Here is a 20,444-nt window from a genome sequence, read left to right as displayed (position 1 = left end):
GCGCAACTCGCGGGTCAGCGCAGGTGCGAGTCGAACCAGTTCAGCGTGCGCTGCCAGGCGTCGGCGGCGGCCTCGGGGTCGGCGTCGAACCGGTGCCCGCTGTGCGGGTAGACCACCACGTCCGCCGCCACCTCGGCCCGGTTCATGGCCTCCTTGAGCTTGTCCACGTCCGGGTCGCCGCCGTCGGAGGTCTCGCCGTAGAGGCCCAGCCAGGGACAGGTCAGCTCGCCCGCCAGCTCGACGGGCGAGGGCAGCCCGGGGGCCGGGTGCATCGAGCCCTCGCCCGCGACGCTGACGGCCGCGCCGAGGGTGCGCTGGGCGGCGACGATCAGGGCCACGGAGCCGCCGAGGTCGAACCCGACGACCCCCATCCGGTCGGGGCTGATGTCGTGATCGGCGAGCCAGCCGAACGCGGTGTCGGTGTCGGCGAGGACCTGCTCGCCGTCGAGCCGGTCCACCTGCTCCTGCACGGCCTCGTCCGACCCGTCGATCTCGTCGGCGCCGTCGCGGTGGTAGAGATGGGGCGCGACGGTGAGCCAGCCGTCACCTGCGAGGCCGTGCACCAGCCCGCGCACGTCGTCGGTGACGCCCCTCGCCTCGTGCAGGACGACGATCCCACCGCGGACGGCGCTGTCCGGCGTGGCCACCGTGAGCCGCAGTGCGCTGCCATCGACCAGCGGGACGGTCTCGGTGCTGAGGTCGGTCATGCCTCCAGCCTGGCAGAACCCGCCTGTGTCGGCCCGCCGGGACCGCCTACGGTGACCAGCATGACTCCGATCCGCCCCGATCTCGACGCGCTGCCGGCCTACGTGCCGGGTCGGGCCATCCCGGGAGCGATCAAACTCGCGAGCAACGAGGTCGCGCTGCCCCCGCTGCCCTCGGTACTCGCCGCGATCGCCGAGGCCGCCACCGTGAGCAACCGCTACCCCGATCTGGCGGTCACGTCACTCACCCAGCGGCTCGCCACGGCACGCGGCGTGGCGGCCGAGCGGATCGCGGTGGGCTGCGGCTCGGTGAGCCTCTGCCAGCAGCTGGTCAACATCACCTGCCGGGAGACCACGGACGAGGTCGTGTACGCGTGGCGCTCGTTCGAGGCGTACCCGATCGTGACCCAGATCGGTGCGGCGAAGGCCGTCACGGTGGCGCTGGACGCCGGCTTCCGCCACGACATCGATGCGATGATCGCCGCCGTCACCCCGCGGACCCGGCTCGTGTTCGTGTGCTCGCCGAACAACCCCACCGGCACCGTCGTACACCGCGAGGAGCTGGTGCGGTTGCTCGACGCCGTCGGCCCGGACGTGCTGGTGGCCCTCGACGAGGCCTACCGCGAGTACGTCCGCCTCCCGGACGCCGTGGACGGGCTGGACCTGGTCGACCGCTACCCGAACCTCGTCGTGCTGCGCACCTTCTCCAAGGCGTACCGACTCGCGGCGGTGCGGGTCGGGTACGCGATCGGGACGCCGGAGGTGGCCACGGCGCTGCGCAAGGTCGGCTCGCCGTTCGCGGTCAGCACGATCGCGCAGGCCGCGGCCATGGCTGCCCTCGACGCGGAGCGGGAGCTGCTCGGCGCGGTGGAGGACGTGGTCCGGGAGCGGGTGCGGGTGCGCGACGCCCTGCTCGGTCTGGGCTACACCGTCCCGCCCACGGAGTCGAACTTCGTGTGGGCCTCGCTCGGGGAGCGCACGCAGCCGTTCGCGGTGCACTGCCTGGAGCAGAAGGTGATCGTGCGGCCGTTCCATCCGGACGGATGCCGCATCACGGTGGCGCTGCCGGAGGAGAACGACGCCCTGATCGCGGCAGCGACGTCCTTTCCCCGCTGACGCTGGTTTCATGGGGAGATGAGCTACCCGCAGCCGTCGTCCTGGTCCGGCACCACGTCGCAGGAGCGGAACTGGGCCTTGGCGGCGCACGTCGGCAGCTTCCTGGCCGCCTACGTCGCGCTGGGGCTGCTGGCGCCGCTGATCGTGCTGCTGGTGAAGGGCAACGAATCGCCGTTCATCCGCCGCCACGCCGTCGAGTCGCTGAACTTCCAGATCACCACGCTGCTGGTCGTGGTGGTCGGCGTCCTGCTCACGTTCGTGCTGATCGGGTTCGTCGTGCTGGCGGTGTGGGCGGTCTTCTACGTCGTCGTCGTGATCCTCGCGACGATCGCGGCCTCGCAGGGCCGGGACTACCGCTACCCGCTCACCCTGCGGCTGGTCTCCTGACGCGCGACGGCCCGGTCCGGCGGGTGCCGGGGGCCGTCGCGACGTGCGGGGGGCAGGCGCTCGCCCGCTGCGTCAGGCCGGGGCGTTGCCCTTGGAGAAGAACCTGGCCGCGAGGCCGACGAAGATCACGGCCAGCACGATCTTGATCAGCAGCTCGATCCAGTCCACGCCGTTGGTGGTGGCTACGCCCAGCGCCTCCGAGATGAACAGGCCGACGACGACGGCCACGACACCGGCGAGGACGGTGACGAGGAACGAGATGTTCTGCTTGCCGGGCAGGAGCAGCCGGCCGAGGACACCGAAGACTACGCCGATGAGCAGAGTCCAGATGATCCCCCAGAACGAGATGGTCACGAGGTGCTCCCTCCAGGTCGCGGGCCGTGGCCCGGCCCGGGTGCGCCTTTGGTAGCAGAGCGTGGCCACTCTCACACGCCGGGAAGCCGCTCTGGACCGAGTTGTTATCCGACCGACGTCACCTGTTCAGCCGCACGCTCACGGCTCCAGCACGTACCCACCACCGCGGACCGTGCGGATCCGCTCCGCCCCGATCTTGCGCCGCAGGTAGGAGATGTAGGCCTGGACGAGGTTCGTCGACGCCGGCTCGGACCACACCTCCCGGGCCAGGTGGTCCGGGGGGACGACCTCCCCCGGGGCGCGCAACAGCTCGACGAGCAGGTTGAACTCGGTGGGGGAGAGCGCCACCGCCTGGCCCTCGACCGTGACCTCGCCGGACTCGACGTCCGCGATGATCTCCCCTCGGCGTAGCACCGTCCGGTCGATGGGGACCGCGAGCCCGAGCTGCAGGCGCAGCCGGATCCGGGCGGCGAGGTCGTCCACGGCGAAGGGGCGCAGCAGGTAGTCGTCGCGGTCGCCGCGCAGCTGGGGGAGCAGCGACGCGCGGCGCTCGCGGGGGACGAGCGCGACGACCGCCACGTGCGGCGCCTCGGACTGCACCGCCGACAGGACGACGCGCTGGTCCGGCCCGGGGAGATCGGCGTCGAGCACGAGGAGCGCCGGTGGGCTGGTGCGCACGGCGTCGAGCACGGCGATACCGTCGGCGACCGGCTGGACGCGCAGGCCGTCGTTACGCAGGCCGCGCAGCACGGATGTCGACGCCGTCGTGGCCGGCAGCGCCAGCAGGATCTCGTCGTTCGGGAACGCGTGGGTGCGCGGAACCGGTATGGAGGGCACCGACGCTTCCCTCAGGGGAGCAGCGGGGAGCATCGCGGACGAGGGTGTCGGCGGGTCGGGCGTGAGGCAATAGGCCGGTAAGGCGACGTACGGGGAACGGTCTATAGGACGCCGGTGACCGGTCGAGGTTGCCTCCAGGTCGGAAGCAATCCGGCGGATGGTCGGTCGTGGCGTTGGGTGACGCAGGCTGAGAGTGGTGCTGTGCCGATCGGAGCAGGACTGCCGCCGAACCGGCCGGACAGGCCGCGTTTCGGCGCGTGGGATCGACCCCTGACCGTTCACCGAGCGTGAGCCTTCTCAGAATTCCCCCACCTGGAGCGGTTCAGCCCTAGCTTTCCACGCCATGCGACAGGCGTCCGGACCGATGTTGCGGCCCTCGGCCGCAGCGACCCCGGGTGGCGTCGTCCTGCTGGCGCTCGGCCTCGCCGGGCTCGCCGTGGTCGCGGCGTTGGCCGCAGGTCTCTCCGCGGGGACCACGGCCCCCGAGCCGGTCGCACCCGGCTTTCCGCGCCCGGTCGCCGACCTGGTCACGCCCACCCCGGGGATGCTCGGGGAACGGGCGGCCCCGGCCGGCCACTGAACGTGCCCGTCCCGCCCGGCGCTCCCCATCGGGCGGGACGGGCTCCCCGGCATACCCCGCGGTGTGCCCCGCGAACGGCACGTACTGGAGCTAGGTCTTCCCGTACGTGCCGTTCGCGCGGGGGGTCTCGCGCGGGGGCCAGGCGCGGGGGGTCAGGCCAGCCCGCGCCGCACCAGTAGCGGCTCGATCCGCGCGTCGCGGCCCCGGAACGTCCGGTAGGCCAGCATCGGGTCGACCGAGCCGCCCCGCGCGAGCAGCTCGCGGCGGAACACCTCCCCGTTCTCCCGGCGCAGCCCGCCACGCTCGCTGAACCACTCCACGGTGTCGGCGTCGAGGACCTCCGCCCAGATGTAGGAGTAGTAGCCCGCGCTGTAGCCCCCGCCGAAGACGTGGTTGAAGTAGGCGCTGCGGTAGCGCGGCGGCGCCGTCGGCACCACCTCGATCCCGCAGCCCGCGGCGGCCAACGCACCGGCCTCGAACCGTTCGACGTCCTCGACCTCGGCGCCCGGCGCGAGCCGGTGCCAGGCCTGGTCGAGCAGTGACGCGGCGAGGTACTCGGTGGTGGCGAACCCCTCACCGAAGTGCCGGCTCTCCTCCAGCTTGGCCATCAGGTCGTCCGGGATCGGCTCGCCGGTCTCGTGGTGGCGGGCGTAGCGGGGGAGAACCTCGGGATGCAGCATCCACATCTCGTTGACCTGCGACGGGAACTCCACGAAGTCGCGCGGCACGGACGTCCCGGAGAACGAGGGGTAGGTGACGTCGGAGAGCAGCCCGTGCAGCGCATGGCCGAACTCGTGGAACATCGTGCGCACCTCGTCCAGGGTGAGCAGGACGGGGGTGGGCGGGTCGGAGGTCACGGCCGGACGGTTGAGGTTGAGGGTGTTGAGCACGACGGGCCGGGTGCCGAGCAGCCGGGACTGGCTCACGAAGCTGTTCATCCACGCCCCGCCGCGCTTGGACTCGCGGGCGAAGAGATCCGCGACGAAGAGCCCCACCGGCTCGCCGCCTGCGTCGGTCACGTCGAAGACGCGCACGTCCGGATGGTGGGTGGGCAGGTCGTGGCGTTCGGCGAACCCCAGGCCGTAGAGGCGGTGGGCGGCGAGGAACACCCCGTCGTGCAGCACCCGCTCCAGCTCGAGGAACGGCCGCAGCACCTCGGCGTCCACGTCGAAGCGGGCGCGACGCACGCGCTCGGCGTAGAAGGCCCGGTCCCAGGCCTCGACGGGGTGCCCGGCCACGGCGGCGAGCTCCTCGTCCTCGGCGCGGGCGTTGCGGACAGCGGGCCCGACGAGGCGGGCCAGCAGGTCGTCGATGCGGTCGGTCGTGGAGGCGGTGCTGTCCTCGGCCACCCACGAGGCGTGGTGCGGGTGCCCGAGCAGTGTCGCGCGTTCCGCCCGCAGCGCCGTGATGCGGCGGACGATCCCGCGGGTGTCGTGGTCGTTGTCGCGGGCGTTGCGGGCCGTCGAGGCCCGGTGCACCTCCTCGCGCAGGGCGCGGTCGGTGAGCGAGGCGAGCACGGGCTGGCCCGTGGGCAGCACCATCGGCAGGAGCCAGGCGCCGTCGTGACCGCGCTCGGTGGCGGCCCGGGCGGCGGCCGCCACCGCGTCGGCGGGCAGGCCGTGCAGCCGCGCCGGGTCCGTGACGAGCACCGCCGAGTCGTTGGCCTCGGCCAGCAGGCGGCTGCCGAACTCGGTGGACAGCGTCGAGAGCTCCGCGTTGAGCGCACGCAGCCGCTCCTGGCCCGCGGGATCGAGCAGCGCGCCAGCACGGACGACGGCGCGGTGGCGCTCCTCCAGCAGGCGCAGCGACTCGTCGTCCAGCTCCAGCTCGTGGCGCCGCGCGTGGAGGTCGTCCAGGCGGGCGACGAGGGTGGGGTCGAGAGTGATCGCGTCCCGGTGCGCGGCGAGCTGCGGCGCCACCTCCGCCTCGATCGCGCGGATCCCGGGCGTCGACGACGAGCTGACCAGCGTGAAGAACACGGCCGAGACCCGCGCCAGCATCGTCCCGGCCCGTTCCAGTGCCTCGACGGTGTTGGCGAACGTCGGCGGGGCGGGGTCGGCGGTGATCGCGTCCACCTCGGCGCGGTGGACGGCCATGGCCTCGGCGAACGCGGGGCGGAAGTGCTCCTCGTGGATCGCGTCGAGGGGCGGGTAGCCGAAGGGCAGGGGGCTGGGCTCCGCGAACGGGTTCATCGGTTCATTATCGTGAACTCGAAGCGTCAACCTCGGGTTGACGACACAAGCATCGTCAACCTATGGTTGACGGCATGGCTCCAGTAGCGCCCGATCCACCGATCCGCCTCGACGACCTCATCGCCGGCATCGTCAAGGTGCACGACGAGCCGCTCGAACGGCTGTCGAGCGCCGTCGTCGCGGGCGAGCACCTGGGCGAGCTCGCCGACCACCTCATCGGCCACTTCGTCGACCAGGCCCGGCGCGCCGGCGCCTCGTGGACCGAGATCGGCCGCAGCATGGGCGTCACCAAGCAGGCCGCGCAGAAGCGCTTCGTCCCGGCCGACCCCGCCGAGGGCTTCGCCCGCTTCACCCCGCGTGCCCGCAACGTCGTGGTGCGCGCCCAGAACGCCGCCCGCGCCGCGGGGAACGCGGAGATCACCCCCGGCCACCTCGTGCTCGGCCTGGTCGACGAGCCCGAGGGCGTCGCCGCCCGCGTCATGGCCGCCCGGGGTGCGTCCGCGGACGTCGTCCGCGCGGCCGTCGCGCTGCCCGACCGGGTCGAGAACCTCCCGGCGCTCGTCCCCTTCGACACCACCGCCAAGAAGGCCCTCGAGCTCACCTTCCGCGAGGCGCTGCGGCTGGGGCACAACTACATCGGCACCGAGCACATCCTGCTCGCACTCCTGGAGGCCGAGGACGGCGACGGGCCGCTCGCGGGGCTCGGGTTGCGCAAGGACGAGGTCGAGGCGGCCGTCCTCGAGCTGATCCCGCAGGCGCCGCAGGCCTGAGGCCCTGGCCGACCACCGCGGCGCTCACCCGGACCGGATCAGCTCCGCCGCCCGTTCCCCCAGCGCCACGGCCGTCGCCGCAGGCCCGCGCCGCGGCGCGACCGGCAGCACCGAGGTGTCCGCGACCCGCAGCCCGTCGATCCCGAGCACCCGAAACGCCGCGTCGACGACCCGCCCGATCGCGGCACCCCCGCACAGGTGCACCGCGGTCGTGAGGTGCGCGGCGATCCAGCCGTCCGTCGCCCGGTCGGTGGCCAGCTCGGCCGCGTCGAGCCCGGCGCGCTCGCCCAGGCCGGCCCGCAGCAGCTCCGCGGCCGTGCGCAGAGCGTAACGCAGGCGGCGGCGGTCGTACTCGGTGCGCAGGTAGCGGTACTCGATCCGGGGCGGGCCCGCGGGCGCGGGGAGTGTGATCGCGCCACGGCTCTCGGGGTGCTGCAGCAGGCACATGAGGTGCAGCTCCCCGGCGGGGGCGAACGGGCGCGCGAAGAGCAGGACCTCGACGTCCCCCGCGGGATCGGCGCCCGAGTCCAGGTCCAGGGCGGCCTGCGCGGCCGGGGCGTGTGGGTGCGGCGGCGGGTCGGTGGTGTGCGCGGGGGCGCGGAAGGGGAGGAAGACGGCGGGGTGGTCGGTGACGTCGCGGCCCACCGGCAGGTCCGCTCGCGGGGTGGTCCCGGCGGCCCGCAGCTCGTCCGCCGGGCCGATCCCGGACGCGAGCAGCAGGTGCGGGGTACCGACCGCACCCGCAGCCAGCACGGTGACATCCGCGTGGATGCGCGCGCCGTCAGTGAGCTCGACGCCGGTCGCGCGGCCCCAGTCGAGCAGCACGCGGCGGACCGTGACGTCCGTCCGGACCTCCGCCCCCGATCCGGGCAGGTAGGCGGTGGCGGCGTCCACGCGTCGGCCGTCGCGCGTGTTGGACGGCACGAGGCCAGCACCGGGGGGCCCACCCGCGTTCTTGTCGTGCTCGTGGGGCAGGCCCAGCGCGTCGGCGGCGGCGAGGAAGCGGTCGGTGGCCGGGTGGCGCAGCGGCCCGGCCGGCCGGCGCACCGGGACCGGCCCGTTGCCGCGGCCGGTGTCGAGGTCGGTGGCGGCGCTGGCGTAGGCGTCGGTCAGGTCGAGGCCCCAGGCGGCCTGGTCCGCGGGGGTGGCGTGCATCCACACCGCCCCGTTGATCGCGCTCGACCCGCCGAGCACCCGCCCCCGCGGCACCACCGCTGCGTGGCCCGTCCGCAGCTGCGCGGCGTGGGTCCAGTTGAGGAGATGACCGGCCGTGGTGGCCTCGAGGGAGGCGACGGCGCGCAGGGCCTCCGGGACGACCGCGGGCCCCGCCTCCAGCAGCAGGACGCGCCGATCGGCGGCCAGCCGAGCGGCGAGGGCGCAGCCCGCCGCGCCCCCGCCGACGACGACCACGTCGAACCCCGCTGCAGGCACGGGTGGAGGATGCCCTGTCGTGGGCCGACCCGCCCACGGCACGACGCGAGGAGCCGCACGTGAACCCCGACCTGATCGCCGATCTCGCCTCGTTCGTCACCGCGAGCCCGTCGCCGTACCACGCGGTGGCGGAGGGCGTGCGGCGGCTGCGGGCCGCCGGGTTCGTCGAGCAGCCCGAGGTCGGTCCGTGGGAGCGCGGCCCCGGCGGGCGCTACCTCGTGCGCGACGGCACGCTGCTGGCCTGGTCCGTGCCCGCCGGCGCGGTGCCCGGAACCCCGCTGCGCGTGTTCGCGGCACATACGGACTCGCCGACGCTCAAGGTCAAGCCCCGTCCGGACGGCGGCGCGGCCGGGTGGCGGCAGGTGGGCGTGGAGGTCTACGGCGGCGCGCTGTGGAACTCCTGGCTGGACCGCGATCTCGGCCTCGCCGGGCGGCTCGCCCTCTACGACGGCTCGGCGGTGCTCGTCACCGTGGACCGGCCGCTGCTGCGCGTCCCGCAGCTCGCCATCCACCTCGACCGCACCGTCAACCAGGGCCTCACGCTCGACGCCCAGCAGCACCTGCTGCCCGTGTGGGGCCTCGGGACCGCCTACGACGGCGAGCTCGTCGAGTTCCTCGCGGCCGAGGTCGGGATACCGGCGGCGGAGGTCGCCGCGCATGATCTCGTCGTCGGCGATCTCACGCCGCCCGCCCGCCTCGGCGCCGCGGAGGAACTCCTCGCGAGCCCGCGGCTGGACAACCTCGCGTCGGTGCACGCGGGGCTCGGCGCGCTGATCGACACCTCCGGTACGGACGGGGTGATCCCGGTGTTCGTCGGGTTCGACCACGAGGAGATCGGTTCCGCCACCGCGTCCGGTGCGGCGGGCCCGCTGCTGGAGACGGTGCTGACCCATCTCGCGGGCGGGTACGAGGCCCGGGTGGCCGCGTTCGCCCGCTCTCGGTGCCTGTCCGTGGACGTCACGCACGCCGCGCACCCCAACTACCTGGGCCATCACGATCCCGCGCACCGCAGCGTCCCCAACGGCGGGCCGGCGCTGAAGGTCAACGCGAACCAGCGCTACGCCACCGATGCCCCCGGCGCCGCGGCCTGGGCGCGGGCTTGCCGCAACGCCGGTGTCCCGTCACAACTGTTCGTCTCGAAGAACACCATCCCGTGCGGGAGCACCGTCGGCCCGATCATGGCGACGCGACTGGGGATCCGGACCGTCGACGTCGGGATCCCGGTGCTGTCCATGCACTCGGCCCGGGAGCTGTGCGGGGTGGACGACCCGGCCTACCTGGGCGCGGCGGCGCGGGCGTTCCTCACCGACCCGGGCTGATCCCCGCGCCGCCCCGGGCCCGGTGGTCGGTCGGCGGGGTGGGCTCACCCGCGCACCGCCACGGCGCCGCGGCCGGGCCGCGCGCCCAGCAGCCACGGCAGCGCCACGGCCACCAGCAGCCAAGCCGCCGCCACGGGCAGCAGCCCGCCGAGCGCCCAGATCCCGTACACGCCCAGGCACGCGATCTCCGTGCCGAGCGACGCCACCGACGTCACGGTCGCCCGCACCCCGCTCGCCACCCGTTCCTGCAGCCGCGCGTCCGCCACCACGACGGCGGCCCGGTACACCCCGTAGAACGCCGTGACGGCGACCAGCCCGGCCGGGTGCGCGACGATCCCTGCGCCGCCGAGCAGCACCAGACCCCCGGCGAGCAGGGCGGCGATCCCCACCGCCGGAAGCCGGTTCGCGAACCCGCCCAGCGCCGCACCCGCCGCTCCGGCCAGCGGGATCGCGACCGTCGCCAGCGGCACCAGCGCCGTCGGGACGCCCCAGTCCTTGGCGAGGATGCCGAAGTACTCCTCCAGCGCGTCCAGGCCGGTGAGCAGCGCGACCGCCACCACCATGGCCCGCACAGCCGGGCTCGCCGCGGCCTGCGTGACGCCCGCGCGCAGGGTGGCGAGGTAGCCCGCGCCGTCCGGCCCGTCGACCGCGGCACGGGGCGGCTCGGGGAACCGGGTCGCGAGGACCGCCGCGCCCAGGCACAGCGCGACGCTCACCCAGCCTGCGGCCGCGTACCCGCCGACGGTGTAGAGCAGCGTCGCGGCCGCTGCCGCGGGCAGCTGGCCCAGCATCCCGGCGGCCGACGACCACCCGTTGACCGTCGCGTAGTGCTCCTCGGCACCGACGTCCGCCAGCCCGTCGTAGACGAGGGCCTCGAACGCGCCGCTGACGAGCGTGCCGCCCAACCCCCAGAGCACGAAGCCCGCGGCGAACCCCGGGAAACCGGGCAGCGCCATCCACACGGCGAACCCGGCGGCCTGGACGATCCCGGCGACCGCGAGCGAGGCCCGCCGGGAGAAACGGTCCGCCAGCGCACCGGTCGGGATCTCGGCGACGAACCCGACACTCGACCAGATTGCGAAGAGTGCCGACACCTCCACCACCGTCAGCCCGGTGTCGAGGAACAGCAGCGCGTACAACGGGTAGATCGGCAACGCGTCGGCGAAGAACGCCCAGGCCACTGCGAGGCGGGAGAGCCTGCGGGCCGCGGGCGTCAGGGGGCTGGGGCGACGTCAAAGAAACGGCATGGCGACGAGGCTAGCCACGACCCCTGACGGAATGCGACGAAGTTGTACCCGTCCGGGGCGTCTCACGATGATCCGCCCCTTGTCGTGGGCCGCCGCACTCTCGATGATTGCTGGCGTCGTGCGTGCAGAGGAGCCCGAATGATCCGAGAGGCCGAGCTGTTCCTGCAGGCCGAGACGGTCCTCGTGGAGGTTCTCGGCCGCATCCGGGCAGGGCAGTGGCGGATCGTCATGCCGCCGACCGCAGACCTGCCGCGTACCGCACGCCCGCTCACCATCCGCCAGGCGGTGCGTCGGTACGCCCGCGACAACGCGCTGCTCCCGGAGCTGCTCGCCGGGCGGAGCCTCGCGGACATCGGCGACACCTACGACGGCGATCTCCTCGGTCCCGACCCCCACGCCTCCGTCGCCGCGCTGTCCGAGGCGGCGTGCGCGGCGGCGGAGAAGGTGACCGATGCGACGGCACCGGTCGATCCCGCCTCGGGCGAGAGTTCGGTGTCGGACTACCTGTGGCGCAGCGACATCGCCCGCTGCTTCCTCGCCCACGACGTCGCCAGGCACCTGGGCTCGCGCGCGTGCCCGTTCACCGAGGAACTCGCCCGCGGCATGTGGGAGGGCACGTGGCCGGTCGCGCAGCGATGGCGTGACGCCGGCCTGTTCAGCGAGCCGCTGGCGCTGCCTCCGGACGTCTCCTGGCGCGATCGCTTCCTGCTCTGCGCGGGCCGCGACCCGCATCCCGACGGCGAGCACCGTTGACCGTCGCCGAGCGCGTCGCGGGATTCTGCACGCGGTACGGCCTGCGGGTTCCCGTCCTGCAGGCGCCGATGGCGGGTGCGTGTCCGCCCGAACTGGCCGTTGCGGTGGCCGAGGCGGGCGGGATGGGCGGCGCGGGCGTCGTCCTGGACGCGCCCGCGGCGATCGCCGAGTGGGTCCGCCGGTTCCGTTCCCGGTCGGACGGTGCGCTCCAGCTCAACATCTGGATCCCGGACGAGCCGGTGGACGACGCGGCGCGGGTGGCGGCGGCCGAGCGGTTCCTCGGCAGGTTCGGCCTTCCCGGCCCGCCCACGGGCAGCGGCCCGGTGTTCGCGGAGCAGTGCGAGGCGATGATCGCCGCCCGGCCCACCGCGATCTCGTCGATCATGGGGCTGTTCGACGCCCCGTTCGTCGCGAGGATGCACGCGGAAGGCGTCGCCTGGTTCGCCTGCGCCACCACCCTCGGTGAGGCGCTCGCCGCGCAGGAGGCGGGCGCGGACGCCGTCGTCGCCCAGGGGATGGAGGCGGGCGGACACCGTGGGACATTCGATCCCGATGCGGCCGAGCGCACGTCTGTCGGGCTGTTCGCGCTGGTCCCGCGCCTGGCCGACCAGCTGGCCGTACCGGTGATCGCCGCGGGTGGGATCGCGGACGGCCGGGGCGTCGCCGCGGCGCTGGCGCTCGGGGCGAGTGCGGTGCAGGTCGGCACGGCCTTCCTGCGCTGCCCGGAGACCGGGATCGCGAAGGCGTGGGCGGCGGACCTGGACGCGCTCGCGCCCGAGGCCACCGTCACCACCCGGGCGTATAGCGGACGGCTCGGCCGCGCCGCCCCCACTCCGTACATCACGGCATGGACGGAGCCGGGGGCCACGCGCGCGGCGCCCTACCCGCAGCAGCGGGCGCTCGTCGCGCAGTGGCGTCGCGGGGAGCCGCACGGGCTGGACCGCGCCAACCACTGGGCGGGCCAGTCCGCGGCGATGGCGACCGAGGAGCCGGCGGGTGAGGTCGTGGCGCGGATGTGGCGGGACGCGGAGGCGCTGCTCGGCGGCCGCTGACCGGGGCGCTCGCGCACCCCACTTGGCCCGCACGTCCTCTGCCTCCCCCGGGGCCTCGCACAGGTGTTCCTGTGCCGGCACACATCGCGGGGCGCTCGCACATACCGCCGACGGTGTGTGCGAGCAGCCGGCGGTGTGTGTGAGCGGACTGGGGGGCGACGGACCGGCGGTGTGTGCGAGCGGACCGGGGGTGGGCCCCGGGGGGCGGCAACGGCGGAGGCCGGTCAGGAGGCCGGCGCCCCACCCCGCCCCGCGCCCGCCGCGAACCGGGCCGCTCCTTCGGTGGCGCCGTCGGCGAGGCTCACCTGCCCGTGCGCGAACTCCGACGCCAGCGCGGCGACCTCGTCGAGCCCCCACTGGTCGAGCACCGACGCCCGGTCCCGGCGCAGGCAGGTCTGCGGCAGGGCGGCCAGCTCGCCCGCCAGGTCCTGGGCGACCGTGAGCGCCGTCCCGGCCGGGACGAGCCGGTTGACCAGGCCGATCCGCTCGGCCTCCCCGGCGTCGACGGGCCGTCCCGTGAGGATCAGGTCGAGCGCGCGGGACTGGCCGATCAGCCGCGGCAGCCGGACCGTGCCCCCGTCGATGAGCGGGACGCCCCAGCGCCGGCAGAACACGCCGAACACGGCGGTGGCGTCGGCGACGCGCAGATCGCACCAGAGGGCGAGCTCCAGCCCGCCCGCGACGGCGTACCCCTCGACGGCGGCGATCACCGGCTTGCCCAGGCGCAGCCGCGTGGGCCCCATCGGGCCGTCGCCGTCGGGCGACACCCGGTTCATGCGGTCGGTCCCGAACGCCCGGAGATCGGCCCCGGCGCAGAACACCCCGCCCGCCCCGTGCAGCACCGCCACGGCGGCGGACGGGTCCGCGTCGAACGCCCGGAACGCCTCCGCGAGTGCCTCGGCGGTCGGTCCGTCCACGGCGTTGCGGGCCTCGGGGCGGTCCAGCGTCACCGTCGTGACCGGTCCGGACCGCGATACGCGCACGCTCACCCCAACCCCTCCTCCCGGGCCCGGACGATCGCGGCGGAGCGGTCCGGCACCCCCAGCTTCGCGACGACGTTCGTGACGTGGTTGCGCACCGTCTTGGGGCTCAGCACGAGGCGCCGGGAGATGGTGGCGTTGTCGTAGCCGCGGGCGACGAGGTCGAGCACCTCGCGTTCGCGGTCGGTCAGCTGCGGGAACGGTACGGCGCGGGCGGTGCGCCTGCCCGCGACGTACGACACGGCGGTGGCCGCGACGTCAGGGCCCAGGATGACCTCGCCGTTCGCGACCGCCCGGACGGCCCGCTCGACCTCCTCGGGGGTGGCCCCCTTGAGCAGGTAGCCGCGGGCGCCCGCGCGAAGGGAGGCGACCACGGACTCGTCGTCGGCGTGCATCGTGACCACGAGGACGCGCAGGTCGGGGCGGCGGCGCACGAGGTCGCGGGTGACCTCGACGCCCGAGCCGTCGCCCAGGTTGAGGTCCATCAGCACGACGTCGACGTCGGCTCCCAGCGCGGCCGCCTCGGTGGCCGACGCGGCCTGCGCGACGACGCTGATCCCGTCGAGGCTGCCGAGCAGCGCCACCATGCCGAGGCGGAACACCGGGTGGTCGTCGACCACCGCCACTCGTACCGTCACGACACCCCCAGCGGCAGCGACGCCCGTACGCGCGTACCGCGGGGTTCGCGGCCGAGGACGAACAGGGTGCCACCCTGCTCCTCGGCCCGCTCGCGCATGGACCGCGTGCCGACGCCGGCGGTGGCATCCGGGGCGAGGCCGACGCCGTCGTCGTCCACGGTGAGGGTGAGGTGCTCGTCGTCCGCGACGACGTCCACGCGGCACGCCTCGGCGCCGCTGTGCCGGACGACGTTCGTCACGGCCTCGACGACGATCCCGTAGGCGGCCTCCGCGACCTGCGGTGGGAGCCCCGCAAGGCCCGATGTGTGCAGGTCGACGGCGAGGCCGGTCTCGCGGCGGCGGGCGACCAGCTCCTCCAGGGCGGGAGCGAGCCCCAGCTCGTCCAGGGCCGGGGGCAGCAGGCTGTGCGAGAGGGTGCGGACGGCGTCGACGCGACCGTCGAGCTCGCCCGCGAGGGCGCCGAGCAGCTGGTCCGCGGCGGCTGGGTCGGTGTGCAGGAGGTTGCGCGCGCCCTGCAGGCCGAGCCGGATCCCGGCGAGCGACGGGCCGAGGCCGTCGTGGAGCTCGCGGCGGATCGTGCGGCGTTCCTGCATCCGGACCGAGGTGAGGCGGTCGCGGGCCGCGGCGAGGTCGTCGGAGGCCTGCGCGAGCGCCACGCCGGCCGCGACGACGGCGGCGAGCTCGTCGAGGGCGCGGCGGTCCCGGGACCCGAATGCCTCGCCGGGCGGCAGCGTCACCTGCAGCGTCCCCAGCTCGGATCCGCGATGGTGCAGCGCGACGGCGACGGGGTCGCCGGTCGGCGTGCCCCAGGTGGCGGCGGTCTGCCCGCCGACCAGCAACGTCGCCGACTCCAGCCGCAGCGCCGCCGCCACGTTCTCCACGAGCCCGCCGAGCAGCTCGTCCGCGGTGCGGGCGCCGCCGAGGTGACGGCCCAGCCTGCGCACGGCCCGTTCCGGGTCGGCGGCGTCGCCGTGCACGAGCCGGTGCACCCGCCGCCCGAGCCACAGCCGCGACGGCTGCAGGGCCACGACGACCGCGGCCGCCGCCAGCACCTGCGCGATCCCGGAGCCGGGGACGAGGGACGCGACCGCCACCGCGACCGTCACGTAGACGAGCCCCAGCACGAGGGCCAGGAGGCCACCCAGGACGACCCGGCTGACCGCCAGGTCGAGGCCCCACATCCGCTGCCGCAGCACGGCCACCAGCACGGCCGCGGGGAACACCGCCTGCGCCGCGAGGTGCAGCGTCGGCGTCGACCACCAGGGCAGCAGCGTGCTGTCGGGGAACACGAGCGGCAGGAACGACAGCGCCATCACCGCGGTGCCGATCGCCAGCCAGCCCAGCCCGACCCGCTCGGCCACGGGACCGCGCCGCCAGCGCCACGCGGCGTCCGCCGCCGCGGCGAGCCCGACGACGACCACGGCGGCCGACATCGGCCCGGTCAGGTCGTCGCGGCCGGCGATCCGCACGGCGGTGAAGCCCAGCGCCACTGCGGCGCCCGCCGTGACGCCGATCGCGGCCCGGCCCAGCGGGTGGTCGCGCACCAGCCAGGGCACCACGACGATCAGCGCGATCGTCCCCGGCACCCACGCGATGCCCTGCAACGCCACGAGCCACTCCCACTGCGGGAGCCCCGGGCGTCGCGCGAGGAGCGCGGTGTAGGCGTAGGAGACCGCGGCCACGCCACCGCCGATCGCGGCGACGCCCAGGATCCACGGCACGGGATGGCGCCGCCGCGCGAGGATCAGGGCGGCCACCGTGCCGTACACGCCGGCGACGGTGACGTCGACGACGAAGAACAGCAGCTCCGCCGTGACCGGGGGGCGTGCGAGCGCGAGCGCCGCCACCGCCACGAGCACCAGGGCCCACGACGTGACGGCGACGGTCGCGGCGGCGCCGCGGCGGGCCGGTCGTGCGGTCTCGGGCATCCCCGCGACCGTAGCGACCGACCCGACCGGCGCCAACGCGGTCACGCAGTGCGCTTCTCGAGGGCGAACCCGATCGCGACGACCAGCACCCACACCGGGCCGGTGAACCCCGCGAGGTACTGCAGCGGCGAGATCCCGACCAGCAGCGTCACGACTCCGAACACCGCGCTGACCCAGCCGATCCAGCGGGCCGTCGCGCCGTGGTGCAGGGACGCGACCGCGACCGCCACCCCGGACAGGCCCGCGCCGACCCACAGCCACGGGATGGTCGCGATCCAGTGGGTGAAGAAGGCCACCGACTCCGCGACGACCTGGTCGGGCATCGCCGAGGCGAACAGGAACTCGGTGTCCAGGCCCGCGCCCAGCATGCTCGCCACGCTCACCAGCAGCAGCCCGATCGCCGCGACGGGGGCGTGCAGGCTCCCGGGCGGCAGGTCCGCCGCGAGCCGCCGGTGCAGGCCCGCCGCGAACGGCACGAGCAGCACCGTCACGAGCATGACGGCGGTGTGCATCGTCAGCAGGTTCGGCACGAAGCCGCCGAGCCCGCGGGCGATGGCGTCGGCGTGGCCCGCGGTCGCCGGGTCGTAGGCGACGCCGATCGATGCCGACGCCTGGATTCCGACGACGCCGAGCGCGCCCGCCGCGATGCCCGCCGCAGCCCACCCCCTCGGGGCGCGGCGGGCGGTCCGCGGGCGGAGGCGGGACGTGGTCTCGACGTCCGGGCTGGTGGTCATGGTGTTCCCCTGTGGTCCGGCCGGGTCCGCCGTGCCGGCCCCCCGTTCGCCCCGTGACCGTCTCCCGCCCGGTGTCCCGGCCGCATCGGGCGTGTGTCCCGACTTCCCGGGACACGGCGGTGGTCGCCCGCCCACCCGTCGAGAACGACGTTGTACTGATCAACAAGGCCGTTTCGGCTGCACAACGTCGTTCTCGACGGCAAACCCCCGGGGAACTCAGCCGTGGTGCGATGAGTCCGGCGGGTCCGCGGCGGTCACACTCGGCGAGACCCCGAGGAGGCCCCGATGAACGACATCTGGCCGATCGTCCACGCCGAACGTGCCGCCCTGATCGACGACCTGGCACGGCTCACCCCGGAGCAGTGGGCGACACCGTCGCTGTGCGAGGGCTGGGACGTCCACGACGTGCTCGCCCATCTCGTCGACACCGCCCGGGCGACCCGGGTGCGGTTCGTCCTCGGGCTCGCCAGGGCCCGCTTCGACTTCCACCGGCAGAACGCGGACGGCGTCGCCGCGCAGCGCCGCGCCTCGCCCGCCGACACGCTCGCCGCGTTCCGCGCCGTCCAGGAGTGGACGGCGACCCCGCCCGCGCCGCTGGAGACCCGCCTCAACGAGGCGTTCGTGCACGGCGAGGACATCCGCCGCCCGCTCGGGCTGCGCGGCAGCTACCCGACGCGGTACGTGCTGCGGACGCTCGCGCTGCAGGTCCGCACCGACGAGAAGTGGGGCGGCGGGAAGCAGCGCGTCGCGGGCGTCACGCTGCGGGCCAGGGACGCCGACCACGCGATCGGCGAGGGCCCGGTCGTCGAGGGGCCGGCGATGGCGCTGCTGCTGGTGACGTGCGGTCGCTCCGTCGCGCTGACGGAGCTGACCGGTCCCGGCCTGGAAAGGCTGGCCGCGCGGCTGTAGAACCGGCTTACGATCTGCACGTGCGGCTCCTGGAGCGCGAGCACCCGTCCGAGGTTCTCGCCGATCGGGCGAGGCGGGCGGCGGCGGGCCGCGGGTCCGTCGTCCTCGTGGCCGGCGAGGCCGGCATCGGCAAGACCGTGCTGCTGCGCGCGTTCGCCGACACGGCGCCCGTCCCGGTGCTGTGGGGGATGTGCGACTCGTTGAGCACGCCCCGCCCCCTCGGCCCGCTGCGCGACGTCGCCGCCGCGCTCGGCCCCGACGTGACGGCCGCGCTCGCCGGCGCGGCCGCTCAGCACGAGATCTTCACGATCGCCCTGGAGGCGCTGCGGGCCCGTCCCCGCGTCCTGGTCGTCGAGGACCTGCACTGGGGCGACGGGGCGACGCTCGACCTCGTCCGCTTCCTGGCGCGGCGCATCACGTCCCTGCCGCTGCTGCTCGTGGTGTCCTACCGGGACGCGGTGGACGCGAACGGCCCGCTCGGTGCCGTCCTCGGCGACCTCGTCTCGGCCACGGACGCGCGCCGCCTGCAGCTCGCGCCGCTCAGCCGCGCCGCGGTGGCCCGGCTCCTCGACGGCCACGGTCTCGACCCCGCGGACGTCCACCGCCGCACGTCGGGCAACCCGTTCTTCGTCAGCCAGATCGCCGAGCAGCCCGGATCATCGCTTCCCGAGAGCGTGCGCGACGCCGTCCTGGGCCGCGTCGCGCCGCTCCCGCCGGAAGCGCGGCGGGCCCTGGAACTGCTGTCCTGCGCCCCCGAGGGGGTCGCCGGCGAGCTCCTGGCGGCACTCGACGTCCCGGCCGCGACGGTGGAGGCCCTCGCCGCCACGGGTCTGCTCGAGCGCGCCGGGCGCGGCGTGACGTTCCGGCACGAGATCGCCCGATCCGCCGTGCAGGAGGCCATCCCGCCAGGCTCCGAGACGGTCCTGCACCTGCGCATGATCGACGCGCTGGAGGCCGTCGGCGGGGATGTGAGCGTTCTCGCCCACCACGCCGCGGCGGTGCCGGACGTGGCGCGCATCCTGCGCTACGCCCCCGCGGCCGGTGCGGAGGCGTCGCGCTCCGGCGCGCACCGCGAGGCCGTCGCCTTCCACGAGCTGGCCCTGCGCCACGTCGAGGCGCCGGACGTCCAGGCGACGCTGCTGGAGCTGCTCTCCCGGGAGCTCTACCTCACCGACCGGCTCGACGACGCCGTCGACGCCCGCACGCGGGCGCTCGCCCTGCGCGCCGAGCTGGCTGACACTGCCGCCGTCGGCGCCGCGCACACCGCGATCTCCGGGTTCGCCTGGTACGCCGCGGACCGGGCCGAGGCCGAGCAGCACGACGAGGCCGCGCTCGGGATCCTCTCCGGCGGAGACGATCCCCGCGCCCTCGGGCTCGCGCTCGCCAACCACGCCTTCCTCGCCGCGCAGCGCGGCGACCTCGCCGAGGCCCGCGGTACCGGGTCGCGGGCCCTCGCGATCGCGGACGAGCTGGGCGGCGATCCGGTGCTGCGCGGCTTCGCGTCCATCGGGCTCGCGGTCGCCCGGCTCCTCGACGGTGATCTCGGCGGGCGGGCCGAGCTGCTCGCGATCCGCGACCTCGGCCTGCGCCACCGCGACGACGACCTCGCCACCACCCCGATGAGCAACCTCTGCCACATGGACGTCGAGCAGGGTCGGCTGGCCGCCGCCGAGGACGTCGTCGCGGACGCGCTGCGGATCAGCGAGGAGCGCGACACGCCCATCTGCAGCATGTGGCAGCTCGGCGTCCGGGCCCGGCTGCGGCTGCTGCAGGACCGCTGGGACGAGGCCGAGCGGGACGCCCGCGCCGTGCTGGCGGCCGGGGAGTTCCCGCTGGGCAGGCTGTGGCCGCATCTCGTCCTCGGCCTGCTCGCCGCCCGTCGCGAGGCCCCGGAGGAGAACGCCCACGTGGACGAGCTGTGGCGGCTCGCGCAGCGCCTGGACAACCCGGTCAAGTACGGCACCGTCGCCGCCGTCCTCGCGGAGCAGGCGTGGATCCTCCGCCGCCCCGACCCGCGGCTGCACGACCCTCGCCTCACCGGCCTCGCCGATCCCGGCCTGCGCCGATGGGCGCACCGGCTCGGGTCGGCGGGCGTGCAGCGGATCGAGGTCCCCGGGGGCGTGGTGCCGGTCCCGGATCCCGGACCGTACGAGCGTGCGCTGCAGCTGTGGGACGAGGGCTCCACCGAGGCCCTGCTCGGCGCGTTCGCCCTGCTCGACGAGCTCTCGGCACAGCCCGTCGCGAGGATCGTCCGGGCCCGGCTGCGGGAGCTGGGCGTCGCCGCGGTCCCGCGGGGCCGCTCGTCGGCCACTCGGGCGAACCCGGGCGGGCTCACGGACCGTCAGCTGGACGTGCTGGCCCTCCTCGTCGAGGGGATGAGCAACTCCGAGATCGCCGCCCACCTGGTGATCTCGCCGCGCACCGCGGACCACCACGTGTCCGCGATCCTCGCGAAGCTCCAGGTCCGCTCCCGCGGGGAGGCGGCGGCGCTGGCCCGACGGCTGGGGGTGTGA

The 20,444-nt window shown here is 75.0% G+C and carries 19 protein-coding genes; 9 read left to right on the top strand and 10 right to left on the bottom strand.

Annotated elements, in window-relative coordinates:
- Window positions 1-14: 14 nt before the first annotated feature.
- Window positions 15-707, bottom strand: a complete 693-nt coding sequence (locus AB7J25_RS00700) for a dienelactone hydrolase family protein (RefSeq protein ID WP_428503833.1) — start codon at window positions 705-707, stop codon at window positions 15-17.
- A 60-nt stretch (window positions 708-767) separates the two neighbouring features.
- Between AB7J25_RS00700 and hisC the strand changes: the two genes are divergently transcribed.
- Window positions 768-1,820 carry a histidinol-phosphate transaminase gene (gene hisC / locus AB7J25_RS00695; RefSeq protein ID WP_428503831.1) on the top strand — a complete coding sequence of 351 codons (1,053 nt, stop codon included), beginning with the start codon at window positions 768-770 and terminating at the stop codon, window positions 1,818-1,820.
- A gap of 18 nt (window positions 1,821-1,838) precedes the next feature.
- Complete coding sequence (locus AB7J25_RS00690; RefSeq protein ID WP_428503829.1) at window positions 1,839-2,207, top strand: DUF4870 domain-containing protein; 369 nt, start codon at window positions 1,839-1,841, stop codon at window positions 2,205-2,207.
- A gap of 72 nt (window positions 2,208-2,279) precedes the next feature.
- On the opposite strand, the gene AB7J25_RS00685 is transcribed toward AB7J25_RS00690, so the two are convergent.
- On the bottom strand, window positions 2,280-2,561 hold the full coding sequence (locus AB7J25_RS00685) for a GlsB/YeaQ/YmgE family stress response membrane protein (protein ID WP_428503827.1): 282 nt from the start codon (window positions 2,559-2,561) through the stop codon (window positions 2,280-2,282).
- 138 nt (window positions 2,562-2,699) lie between these two features.
- Complete coding sequence (locus tag AB7J25_RS00680) at window positions 2,700-3,398, bottom strand: response regulator transcription factor (RefSeq protein WP_428503825.1); 699 nt, start codon at window positions 3,396-3,398, stop codon at window positions 2,700-2,702.
- 364 nt (window positions 3,399-3,762) lie between these two features.
- Here AB7J25_RS00680 and AB7J25_RS00675 point away from each other — a divergent pair, with 364 nt between their 5' ends.
- Window positions 3,763-3,978 (top strand): hypothetical protein, encoded by a 216-nt coding sequence (locus AB7J25_RS00675; protein ID WP_428503823.1) that lies wholly within the window; start codon window positions 3,763-3,765, stop codon window positions 3,976-3,978.
- A gap of 152 nt (window positions 3,979-4,130) precedes the next feature.
- On the opposite strand, the gene AB7J25_RS00670 is transcribed toward AB7J25_RS00675, so the two are convergent.
- A complete protein-coding gene (locus AB7J25_RS00670) occupies window positions 4,131-6,170 on the bottom strand; it encodes a M3 family metallopeptidase (RefSeq protein WP_428503821.1) in 2,040 nt (679 codons plus the stop codon).
- A 74-nt stretch (window positions 6,171-6,244) separates the two neighbouring features.
- On the opposite strand from AB7J25_RS00670, the gene AB7J25_RS00665 reads away from it, so the two are divergent.
- Window positions 6,245-6,940: a Clp protease N-terminal domain-containing protein gene (locus AB7J25_RS00665; protein WP_428503819.1), complete on the top strand. Its 696-nt coding sequence runs from the start codon at window positions 6,245-6,247 to the stop codon at window positions 6,938-6,940.
- A gap of 24 nt (window positions 6,941-6,964) precedes the next feature.
- On the opposite strand, the gene AB7J25_RS00660 is transcribed toward AB7J25_RS00665, so the two are convergent.
- Window positions 6,965-8,371: a GMC family oxidoreductase gene (locus tag AB7J25_RS00660; protein WP_428503818.1), complete on the bottom strand. Its 1,407-nt coding sequence runs from the start codon at window positions 8,369-8,371 to the stop codon at window positions 6,965-6,967.
- A 59-nt stretch (window positions 8,372-8,430) separates the two neighbouring features.
- Between AB7J25_RS00660 and AB7J25_RS00655 the strand changes: the two genes are divergently transcribed.
- Window positions 8,431-9,690 carry a M18 family aminopeptidase gene (locus AB7J25_RS00655; protein ID WP_428503816.1) on the top strand — a complete coding sequence of 420 codons (1,260 nt, stop codon included), beginning with the start codon at window positions 8,431-8,433 and terminating at the stop codon, window positions 9,688-9,690.
- Between the two features lie 44 nt (window positions 9,691-9,734).
- Here AB7J25_RS00655 and AB7J25_RS00650 read toward each other — a convergent pair whose 3' ends face one another.
- Entirely contained in the window at window positions 9,735-10,871 is a 1,137-nt protein-coding gene (locus AB7J25_RS00650) for an MFS transporter (RefSeq protein ID WP_428503814.1), read from the bottom strand.
- A gap of 204 nt (window positions 10,872-11,075) precedes the next feature.
- Here AB7J25_RS00650 and AB7J25_RS00645 point away from each other — a divergent pair, with 204 nt between their 5' ends.
- Complete coding sequence (locus tag AB7J25_RS00645; RefSeq protein WP_428503812.1) at window positions 11,076-11,690, top strand: hypothetical protein; 615 nt, start codon at window positions 11,076-11,078, stop codon at window positions 11,688-11,690.
- Window positions 11,687-12,742 carry an NAD(P)H-dependent flavin oxidoreductase gene (locus AB7J25_RS00640; RefSeq protein WP_428503810.1) on the top strand — a complete coding sequence of 352 codons (1,056 nt, stop codon included), beginning with the start codon at window positions 11,687-11,689 and terminating at the stop codon, window positions 12,740-12,742. The genes AB7J25_RS00645 and AB7J25_RS00640 overlap by 4 nt, the downstream gene beginning before the upstream one ends.
- 224 nt (window positions 12,743-12,966) lie before the next feature.
- Here AB7J25_RS00640 and AB7J25_RS00635 read toward each other — a convergent pair whose 3' ends face one another.
- The 4 genes from AB7J25_RS00635 to AB7J25_RS00620 are packed head-to-tail and all read right to left on the bottom strand — an operon-like array spanning window position 12,967 to window position 17,022.
- Window positions 12,967-13,731 carry a crotonase/enoyl-CoA hydratase family protein gene (locus AB7J25_RS00635; RefSeq protein WP_428503808.1) on the bottom strand — a complete coding sequence of 255 codons (765 nt, stop codon included), beginning with the start codon at window positions 13,729-13,731 and terminating at the stop codon, window positions 12,967-12,969.
- A complete protein-coding gene (locus AB7J25_RS00630; RefSeq protein ID WP_428503806.1) occupies window positions 13,728-14,360 on the bottom strand; it encodes a response regulator in 633 nt (210 codons plus the stop codon). The genes AB7J25_RS00635 and AB7J25_RS00630 overlap by 4 nt, the downstream gene beginning before the upstream one ends.
- Window positions 14,357-16,288 (bottom strand): sensor histidine kinase, encoded by a 1,932-nt coding sequence (locus AB7J25_RS00625; RefSeq protein WP_428503804.1) that lies wholly within the window; start codon window positions 16,286-16,288, stop codon window positions 14,357-14,359. Before AB7J25_RS00625 ends, AB7J25_RS00630 begins: the two co-directional genes overlap by 4 nt.
- A 41-nt stretch (window positions 16,289-16,329) precedes the next feature.
- Window positions 16,330-17,022 carry a hypothetical protein gene (locus AB7J25_RS00620; protein ID WP_428503802.1) on the bottom strand — a complete coding sequence of 231 codons (693 nt, stop codon included), beginning with the start codon at window positions 17,020-17,022 and terminating at the stop codon, window positions 16,330-16,332.
- Window positions 17,023-17,307: 285 nt separating this feature from the next.
- Between AB7J25_RS00620 and AB7J25_RS00615 the strand changes: the two genes are divergently transcribed.
- Together AB7J25_RS00615 and AB7J25_RS00610 are read left to right on the top strand one after the other, a co-directional pair.
- Window positions 17,308-17,931: a maleylpyruvate isomerase family mycothiol-dependent enzyme gene (locus AB7J25_RS00615; protein WP_428503800.1), complete on the top strand. Its 624-nt coding sequence runs from the start codon at window positions 17,308-17,310 to the stop codon at window positions 17,929-17,931.
- Window positions 17,932-17,951: 20 nt separating this feature from the next.
- Window positions 17,952-20,444 carry an ATP-binding protein gene (locus AB7J25_RS00610; RefSeq protein WP_428503798.1) on the top strand — a complete coding sequence of 831 codons (2,493 nt, stop codon included), beginning with the start codon at window positions 17,952-17,954 and terminating at the stop codon, window positions 20,442-20,444.

This window comes from Pseudonocardia sp. (assembly GCF_050246655.1).
Lineage (GTDB): Bacteria > Actinomycetota > Actinomycetes > Mycobacteriales > Pseudonocardiaceae > Pseudonocardia.
Note: the sequence above shows the minus strand (reverse complement) of the source record. Positions and strands in the feature narration are given on the sequence as shown.

What these genes read in the sequence shown, in the direction of transcription:
- AB7J25_RS00615 (WP_428503800.1), top strand. Translation starts at nt 17,308, where the DNA reads ATGAACGACATCTGGCCGATCGTCCACGCCGAACGTGCCGCCCTGATC.
- AB7J25_RS00665 (WP_428503819.1), top strand. Translation starts at nt 6,245, where the DNA reads ATGGCTCCAGTAGCGCCCGATCCACCGATCCGCCTCGACGACCTCATC.
- AB7J25_RS00690 (WP_428503829.1), top strand. Translation starts at nt 1,839, where the DNA reads ATGAGCTACCCGCAGCCGTCGTCCTGGTCCGGCACCACGTCGCAGGAG.
- AB7J25_RS00670 (WP_428503821.1), bottom strand. Translation starts at nt 6,170, where the DNA reads ATGAACCCGTTCGCGGAGCCCAGCCCCCTGCCCTTCGGCTACCCGCCC.
- AB7J25_RS00645 (WP_428503812.1), top strand. Translation starts at nt 11,076, where the DNA reads ATGATCCGAGAGGCCGAGCTGTTCCTGCAGGCCGAGACGGTCCTCGTG.
- AB7J25_RS00700 (WP_428503833.1), bottom strand. Translation starts at nt 707, where the DNA reads ATGACCGACCTCAGCACCGAGACCGTCCCGCTGGTCGATGGCAGCGCA.
- hisC (WP_428503831.1), top strand. Translation starts at nt 768, where the DNA reads ATGACTCCGATCCGCCCCGATCTCGACGCGCTGCCGGCCTACGTGCCG.
- AB7J25_RS00675 (WP_428503823.1), top strand. Translation starts at nt 3,763, where the DNA reads ATGTTGCGGCCCTCGGCCGCAGCGACCCCGGGTGGCGTCGTCCTGCTG.
- AB7J25_RS00620 (WP_428503802.1), bottom strand. Translation starts at nt 17,022, where the DNA reads ATGACCACCAGCCCGGACGTCGAGACCACGTCCCGCCTCCGCCCGCGG.
- AB7J25_RS00625 (WP_428503804.1), bottom strand. Translation starts at nt 16,288, where the DNA reads ATGCCCGAGACCGCACGACCGGCCCGCCGCGGCGCCGCCGCGACCGTC.